This is a genomic window from Ventrimonas faecis, assembly GCF_040096075.1.
Lineage (GTDB): Bacteria > Bacillota > Clostridia > Lachnospirales > Lachnospiraceae > Brotaphodocola > Brotaphodocola faecis.
In genome coordinates, this window is the sequence record NZ_JBBMFJ010000018.1 from 65196 (window position 1) to 73060 (window position 7865).

A 7865-nucleotide genomic window follows, 5' to 3' on the forward strand; every position below is an offset into this window, starting at 1 on the left:
AACAGCGAAAAAAGCTATTCCCCTGCGGATGAAGTTGCGCTCATGGTCTCACGCTCCGCCTGGGAAGTGGATTCTCCCGCGCTTTCTGTCTGGCTTTCCGTCTGCCTTTCTGCTTCGGTGCTGCTCTCACTTTCTGCTGCACTGCTCTCCGGGCTGCTCTCCGAAGCGGAAGTTTCCGAGGCCGTCTGGGCCGGAGGAACATAACCACTTCCGGCATCCGTTCCGCTCTCCCCGGTCTCATCCGTTTCCGTGCTCTCCGGTACATCCTCCGGCAGATCGGAATCTGCGCCCGGCTCAATATATTCTTCGGTCTCGTATACCTTCGGCTCTGCCTCGGTCTCCGGAGTCACGCTGCTGTTGTCCGTGATGCCCTCTGCCTCCGGAAGCTGCGCGGCTGCCTCGCTCTGCTGCTGCTCAAAGTCTACAGACGGGAAGACATTCAGATAAGGAAGAATGTCACCCATGATCTTGGAGAACACACCACTGGCATAGGTACTGTGCGGCTGGTCCTCCACGTGCGGAGTATCAACCGTAACATACACCAGCACCTGCGGGTCATGCGCCGGGGCAAAACCACAGAAGGACAGCAGATAGTTCTTCGCAGAACGCGGAATTTTCTCTGCGGTTCCCGTTTTTCCGGCAATCTCATAGCCCTCTACTGCGGCTGCCTTACCGGTTCCCTCAGAAACCGTTCGGTACAGCGCGTCCTTGATAAAGCTGCTGGTGGACTCGGATACGGTCTCCCGCACCAGCTTCGGTTTTACTTCTTTTACCACAGATCCCTGATCGTTTAAGATCTGCTTTACCACATGCGGCTCGTAGTAGGAGCCGCCGTTGACGACGGAACAGTAGGCTGCCGCCATCTGGATCATGGAACAGTTGTAGTTCTGTCCGAACGAGTTGGTTGCCAGGTCCGCGGAGTTCATCTCACTGGCGCTGCGCACCAGGCCCCTGGCGTCTGCCTCACCCGGCAGGTCAATACCGGTCTTCTGGCCGAAGCCAAAGGCATCCATGTAACGGGTAAACGTGGTGGCTCCCATCTTTGCCGCGATCTGCATCATGGCATCGTTGCAGGAAACCATCAGGGCCTCCGCCACCGTCAGCATGCCGTGTCCGCCCTTGTGGTAAGCCGTACACTTGATCTGATGACCGGCCACCTCCTGATAGCCGTCGCAGTAAAAGGTGTCATTTGGAGAAATGACGCCCTCCTCCAGAGCTGCCGCCACAGTAAAGATTTTGGAAGGAGATCCCGGCTCGTAGGTATCACTGATATCGTAGTTTCGCCATTTCTGGTTCCAGGCTACCTGAAGTCCGTAGGAGCGGATCTCGTCTGCGGAATAATGTTCCGGCACCTGATCGATGGTGATGGTGCTGCCGTCTGTCTTTTTATGCTGGCGGTTGTAGGTCTGCATGGCCTCTTTTAAGCCCAGCTCCCGCAGTTCTTCCTCGCTGAAGCTGTCCGCCGCGCTTCGCGGGTTATTTAAGTCAAACATGCTGTTGTTGGCCATGGCCAGAACCTCACCGTTGTTCGGATTCATGACCACAACCCCAATATGCTCGGAACCCGGATCTGCCATCCACTCATTGATGCGCTTTTCCACCGCGTTCTGGATATTCACATCAATGGTGGAAACCACGGTGTTGCCGTTTTCCGCCGGCTTGATGACGCGCTCCAGATTGGAATCATCGTTTAAGTAACCGTATTCCCGTCCATTGGTGCCCACCAGGGAATCGTTGTAGGACTGCTCAATACCGCCGTTTCCGGTTCCGCCGTCACTGGTAGCAAAGCCAATGACGTTGCAGGCCAGGGAATTGTACGGATAAATCCGCCTGAACTCATCCTCAAACCAGACTCCCTTGACCCGGGCCTTGGAATCTGCCTTGGCATTGGCCTTATTCGTATCAGACTGGTACTGCTCAAAGGCCTCCTTCTGGTCATAGGAAAGCTGTTTTGCGTAGCGCAGGTATGCTTTCGTGGAATTGTCGCGGATGAGATTTCGCATCTCGGTTTCATCATATCCGAACACCGTTACCAGCGCGGTAACGGTAGCGTCCAGATAATCATCCTCCGCCGACATGATCTGCTTTGAGTCAATGATTAGGTTGTAAACCTTCTCTGTGGTAGCCAGGTAAGTACCATTACGGTCCACAATGTCGCCCCTCCGGTACGGGAGCACACGGCTGTCATACTGCTGCTGGGACAGCACGATCTGGTTGTAGCTGTCCTGTTTTGTGGTGATGATGTGATACAACACATAGATTAACGCAAACAAAGCCAGCGTAATCACAATGACTGTGACCGCCAGCTTTTCCTGCATATACTTCGTGAAGATCCGGCGTACGCCGGATCTCCGTTTGTCCCCCATCCTTGAATCCTGATTAGTGTTTTGGGATGTCCTCATACTGTCTTACATACTCACTTTCCGTTTTATCATATAATAATACCTGATTACGGTTGGCATATACCATGCCGAGTTCCTCTGTAGCTACCTTGTAGATGTGATCCAGATCCATGTCGGTATTGATGCGGGTCTGCAGCGCGTCGTTCTCAGAACGAAGCTGCTCTAACTGCTGCTCCAGACCTTCGATGTTGTGGATCTTGGCAGTCATGGAGGACTGCACATGCAGATATCCCACGCAGATATAAAGCGCGCAGACTGCTGCCAGCGTCAGCATGATCACGTAGGGCAGATCCATCTGAAGTGCCTTTTCCTGATTTCTTCTGACAGTATGGCTCATATTCTGGCGGTACTGCACCACTCTCCGTTCTCTTGTGCGTTCCCTCTCTGCTGCCATGTCTCTTGCGGCAGTTCCGTACACATAGCCCTGTCTCCCTGCTGCTCTGTGCGAAGCCATACTCATTCCTCCTTTTTTCTCTCTCGTAGCTTTGCGTTCTGTTCTTTTGTTTTTCTCTACGCTCTTTCAAATACCCGAAGCTTGGAGCTCTTCGAGCGCTTATTGTATTCGAGTTCTTCTTCCCCAGGCACGATCGGTTTTCTTGTAACGACCGTACCCTTGCTCTTTCTGCCGCACATGCATACCGGAAATTCCGGCGGGCAGATGCATGGGTTTTCGTTGTCCCGGAAACGCTTTTTCACGATCCGGTCTTCCAGGGAATGGAAGGTGATGATGCTTAACCGTCCGCCCGGATTCAAAAGATCGATCATGGTGTCAATGGAACGGTTTAATACATCCAGTTCATGGTTTAACTCAATGCGGATAGCCTGGAAGGTACGCTTGGCCGGATGACCGCCCGTAGCCCGGATCTTGGCCGGAATGGCTGCCTTGATGGTCTCAATGAGTTCTCCGGTTGTCTCGTAAGGCTTTTCCTGGCGCCTCTGCACAATGTGCTTTGCAATGTTCTTTGCGAAACGGTCCTCGCCATAGTCACGGATGATGTGGTAAAGTTCCATCTCGCTGTAGGTATTGACGATATCTGCCGCAGTCTGGGTATTCCGCTGGTCCATGCGCATGTCAAGCGGCGCGTCCTCCCGGTAGGTGAAGCCTCTGGACGCGGTATCCAGCTGATAGGAAGAAACTCCCAGATCCAGATAGATGCCGTCCACCTTCTCAATGCCAAGGTCATGAAGTACGGAAGCAATGTTTTCATAGTTGCTCCGGACCACGGTAACCTTGTCCGCAAACGGTTCCAGGCGTTTCGTGGCTGCCGCGATGGCATCCGCGTCCTGGTCAATGCCGATCAGGCGCCCGTGCTCCCCAAGACGGCTGCATACTTCATAGGCATGTCCGCCTCCGCCAAGGGTTCCATCTACATAAATACCGTCCGGTTTGATATTCAGACTGTCGACTGTTTCATACAGTAATACTGATTTATGCTCAAATGCCATCTTAAATTCCAAGACCCTCCATGTTTTCTGCAATTTCTTCCATATCGTCGTAGGTATTCGACTGATTCCAGTTGTCTCTGCTCCAGATCTCAATCCGGCTTCCTACGCCGACTAACACTGCGTCTTTATCGATCCTGGCAAATTCTCTTAAAACGGCCGGAAGCAAAATCCGTCCCTGTTTGTCTACTTCACAGGTGGTAGCGCCGGCAAGAAAAAAACGGGAAAACTTTCGCGCGTTCGCGTTGGTAAGAGGCAGGGCGTTCAGCTTTTCTTCCAGGGCTTTCCATTCTGTATTTTCATACACGAATAAACAGCCATCGAGCCCTTTCGTTACAACGAATTCGTCTCCAAGCTGTTCCCTGAATTTGGAAGGGACAATCAGCCTGCCCTTCGCGTCCACTGTATGATTGTATTCGCCCATGAACATAATCAATCACCTGTTACCTTGCTACTCTTTTACGCCACGCTGGCACCGCAGCTCAGAAAATGTCTGCCGTGTACTTAACCACTTCAGCGCCATTCTGCTCCACTTTGTGCCACTTTCCACCACTTGTATCATAAGTTTAGTACATGCGTAAGAAAATAGCAAGGTTTTTTTAACAAAAAAGGCTGGTAAATCAAGGAAAATCCGCAAAAAAGAGGGATGTCCACACAACTTTTGTGGATATCCCCCTTTTCAGAGTTGTTAAACTTTTGTTAAGGTCTTTTCAGTATCCCATGGCAATATAAATCTCGATCAGCCGATCAAGTTCCACACTGTTTTCATAAACATAGCAGTACTCCTCCCCGTCCTCAATACTGCCCTCCAGTTTTCTTCTGGCCTTCTCAATACAAGCGACCAGTTCCTCCTTGGAAATTTCCATGCCTGCGTGTTCTCCTTCCAGGTGTCTGATGAAGTATTACGTTACATCAATATTGCGACATGTTTTACAGCATTTACCATACAGAGTCTGTGCAAGTGATAACAGTTACGCGGCCTGCCTGTTCTTTCGTCCGCGCCAGATCAGGTTCCCGGCTGCCACAAGAATGAGTACCAGAGACAGTGCCTGGGAAACCGGAAGCCCGGTTCCAAACAGAATCAGCTGATCCGTGCGCAGGCTCTCGATCCAGAAACGGCCTGTCCCATAGCCCAGCAGATAGATCCAGAACATCTGGCCATCGTATTTTTTGTACTTGCGGAACCAGAGCATAAAGATCAGAAGACACAGATTCCAACAGGATTCGTAAAGGAAGGTCGGATGTACCTGAATGAATTCCACCCCATTTTCCACGATCTTATGACTCAGGACATCCGCATTCAGCATGTTGTCATTCACCAGGGAGCGCCTGATGCGCATGGCAAGCAGACTGTCTGTGTAGCCGCCAAACGCCTCGCAGTTGAAGAAATTCCCCCACCGGCCGATGATCTGCCCCGTGACCAGTCCCAGCACCCCCGTATCTGCCATGGAGAAAAAGGACACCTTTTTCACACGGGTATAAACGATCATGGTGATGGCTCCGGCAATCACACCGCCATAAATGGCAAGTCCGCCGGCACGCAGGTTAAAAATCTGCAACAGATTTTCCTTATAATAATCCCACTCAAAAATCACATAATAAATTCTTGCACCGATAATGGAACATATGATTGCGTACAATGCAAAATCCAGATACAGCTCCGGATCCTGCCCTCTCCGCTTTGCATCTGACTGGGCAATCCAGAGGCCCGCCAGCATTCCGATTCCGATGATGATGCCATAAAACGCAATCCGGAATCCGAATACTGAAATACTGCTTTTCAGATGCTCAATCGTAATTCCAAGATGCACAAAACGGATGTCTGCTCCGTTCATAGTTTTCTCCTTTCGATGCTGTCTTTATTTTAACGCGCACGCGCGGCAAAGGCAAACAGATTCGTGCGACTTTGTTCGACAGCATTTTTGTATTTCTGATATTGCCGCATGAGTATAATGGTATAGGGAAAGGAGAAAAAAATCAACCATATTCTTTCGTAATCAGAAGTTCCACCGCCAGCCGGTCCTGCAGCCGTCCGCTCTTCACCGCTTCCTCCGTCTCCACACAGGAGTTCACATAGGAAAGAATCTGTTCCCGGCTGAACTGCCTTGCCTGGGGCATGGTCTTTCCTACTACGAATGGCTGCATCTTTAGTTTTGAAGCAATGGTTCCTTTGTCCATACCTTTTGCCATGAGTTCCTTCACCTGTAAAAGCTGGTTGAACTGCCTTGCAATCAGGAACAGGATACGCATGGGCGGCTCTTTTAATGTAAGGAGATCTTCATAAAGATCCATGGCCTTCCTGGTCTGGCGGTTCACGATGGCTGACACCATATCAAAAATACGGTTGGTTACCTGCACCGTACAGATGGCCATGACATCCTCGTCGGTAATCACATCCCGTCCCAGCGTATAGCTGATGACCTTTTCCAGCTCCATGCGGATGTTTTCCATATCATCCCCGGTCATGCTTAAGAACAGTTCCATGGTGTGATTCGTAATCTTTTTCTGTTCTCTGGCAAGAATGCCTCCTGCCCATCTGGCAAGCTGCGCGCTGTCCTGGCGGTTTAACTCAGCAGCGTAGCCCATGTCCTTTATCTTCTTGTAGAGACGGTTCCGCTTATCCACTTCCGTCTCCACAAACAGCAGAATGGTGGTATCCGGCATGGATGGCAGATACTGCACCAGGGCATCGGAAGCCGTCTTGAAAAAGCCGCTGTCCTCAATGAGGATCAGGCGGCGCTCCGCAAAAAACGGCATGGTATCTGCCAGGCGGATCAGCTCATCCACATCCAGCCCCTTTCCCTCGAAGCGGGCGAAGTTCATGGTGTCGTCTCCAATGATGGCTTCTTTTAATCGGTTCTTGTAGCTGTTCTTTAAGAAGGCTTCTTCCCCATATAAAAGATAGATCTGTTTGAATTCGCCTGATTTGATGTCCTGGTTTAATGTCTGCATTGCATGTATCTCCATTCTTTTTCCAAGTGTAACTGTTCAGTACCCTCACAGTTACTTCCAAGTATCTCCTATGATACCACATGCCCTGAAAGGGAACAAGATAAAAACACCAGGGACATCTTAGTACCGGCGCGTCCATCCATTTTCTGCATATGATATAGGGAAGACAACACTGGAGGATGGAAGATGGCAGACAACAATCCGCAGCTTCAGTCCGTGATCCGGTTTCAGGAAGCATATATGGAACAGGAAAAATTTCATAAGAGAAAGGTGAGAACCATACGGAGCATGCTCCTTGTGCTGTTTCTCGCTTTATGGGAACTCTGCACAAGGCTAGATATGATCGATGATTTCATATTCAGCTCGCCCTCCAGAGTTCTTTTTTGTTTCTGGAAAATGGTGCGGGATGGGAGTATCTTCGCGCATATTGGCATTACACTCTTTGAAACCGTGGTGAGTTTTCTCATCGTCACGGTGGCCGGAATCTTTGTGGCAGTGCTTTTGTGGACCAGCCGGAGCGCCTCGGAGGTGTTGGAACCGTATCTCGTCATGTTGAACAGCCTGCCGAAATCGGCGCTGGCTCCCATGTTGATCGTGTGGATGGGAAGCCATGTGCATACCATCATCGCGGCGGCGGTTTCTGTGGCGGTGTTTGGTTCTATTCTGACACTGCACACTGGTTTTTCTTCCATGGATCCCGACAAGATCCGCCTGATCTATGCGCTGGGCGGCAGCAAAAAGGATGTGCTCACGAAGGTGCTTCTTCCCGGTTCCGTTCCGCTGATTTTAAGCAACATGAAGGTGAATGTGGGGCTGTGCCTGGTGGGCGTGATCATTGGGGAATTTCTGGCGGCGAGACGGGGACTTGGGTATCTCATTATTTATGGGAGTCAGGTTTTTCAGCTGGACTGTGTCATGCTCTCCATCGTTCTTTTATGCCTGTTCTCCGCCCTCCTCTACAAGCTCATTGCCCACGCAGAAACCACGGAAAAATAGAGTAGGAGGCGGTGACTAACCGCCGTCCTCTCACACCACCGTGCGTACCGTTCGGTACACGGCGGTTTCAAT

General features: G+C 50.8%; 8 protein-coding genes. 1 reads left to right on the top strand and 7 read right to left on the bottom strand.

All coding sequences use genetic code 11. The features are described from left to right. Window positions 1-14 precede the first annotated feature (14 nt). The 7 genes from WMO41_RS09670 to holA form a co-directional block, all read right to left on the bottom strand. Window positions 15-2318 carry a peptidoglycan D,D-transpeptidase FtsI family protein gene (locus WMO41_RS09670; protein ID WP_349229561.1) on the bottom strand — a complete coding sequence of 768 codons (2304 nt, stop codon included), beginning with the start codon at window positions 2316-2318 and terminating at the stop codon, window positions 15-17. Between the two features lie 61 nt (window positions 2319-2379). Further along, window positions 2380-2856 (bottom strand): septum formation initiator family protein, encoded by a 477-nt coding sequence (locus WMO41_RS09675; RefSeq protein ID WP_349229562.1) that lies wholly within the window; start codon window positions 2854-2856, stop codon window positions 2380-2382. A 56-nt stretch (window positions 2857-2912) separates the two neighbouring features. Further along, on the bottom strand, window positions 2913-3848 hold the full coding sequence (gene rsmH, locus WMO41_RS09680; RefSeq protein WP_177291415.1) for a 16S rRNA (cytosine(1402)-N(4))-methyltransferase RsmH: 936 nt from the start codon (window positions 3846-3848) through the stop codon (window positions 2913-2915). Between the two features lies 1 nt (window position 3849). Continuing rightward, a complete protein-coding gene (gene mraZ / locus WMO41_RS09685; protein WP_118530323.1) occupies window positions 3850-4275 on the bottom strand; it encodes a division/cell wall cluster transcriptional repressor MraZ in 426 nt (141 codons plus the stop codon). A gap of 280 nt (window positions 4276-4555) precedes the next feature. After that, window positions 4556-4711: a Spo0E family sporulation regulatory protein-aspartic acid phosphatase gene (locus tag WMO41_RS09690; RefSeq protein ID WP_349229563.1), complete on the bottom strand. Its 156-nt coding sequence runs from the start codon at window positions 4709-4711 to the stop codon at window positions 4556-4558. A gap of 105 nt (window positions 4712-4816) precedes the next feature. Further along, window positions 4817-5680, bottom strand: coding sequence for a prolipoprotein diacylglyceryl transferase (gene lgt / locus WMO41_RS09695; RefSeq protein WP_349229564.1), 864 nt, complete (start codon window positions 5678-5680; stop codon window positions 4817-4819). Window positions 5681-5822: 142 nt separating this feature from the next. Next, on the bottom strand, window positions 5823-6797 hold the full coding sequence (gene holA, locus WMO41_RS09700; protein WP_349229565.1) for a DNA polymerase III subunit delta: 975 nt from the start codon (window positions 6795-6797) through the stop codon (window positions 5823-5825). Between the two features lie 186 nt (window positions 6798-6983). On the opposite strand from holA, the gene WMO41_RS09705 reads away from it, so the two are divergent. Continuing rightward, window positions 6984-7793 carry an ABC transporter permease gene (locus WMO41_RS09705; RefSeq protein ID WP_349229566.1) on the top strand — a complete coding sequence of 270 codons (810 nt, stop codon included), beginning with the start codon at window positions 6984-6986 and terminating at the stop codon, window positions 7791-7793. Window positions 7794-7865: the final 72 nt, after the last annotated feature.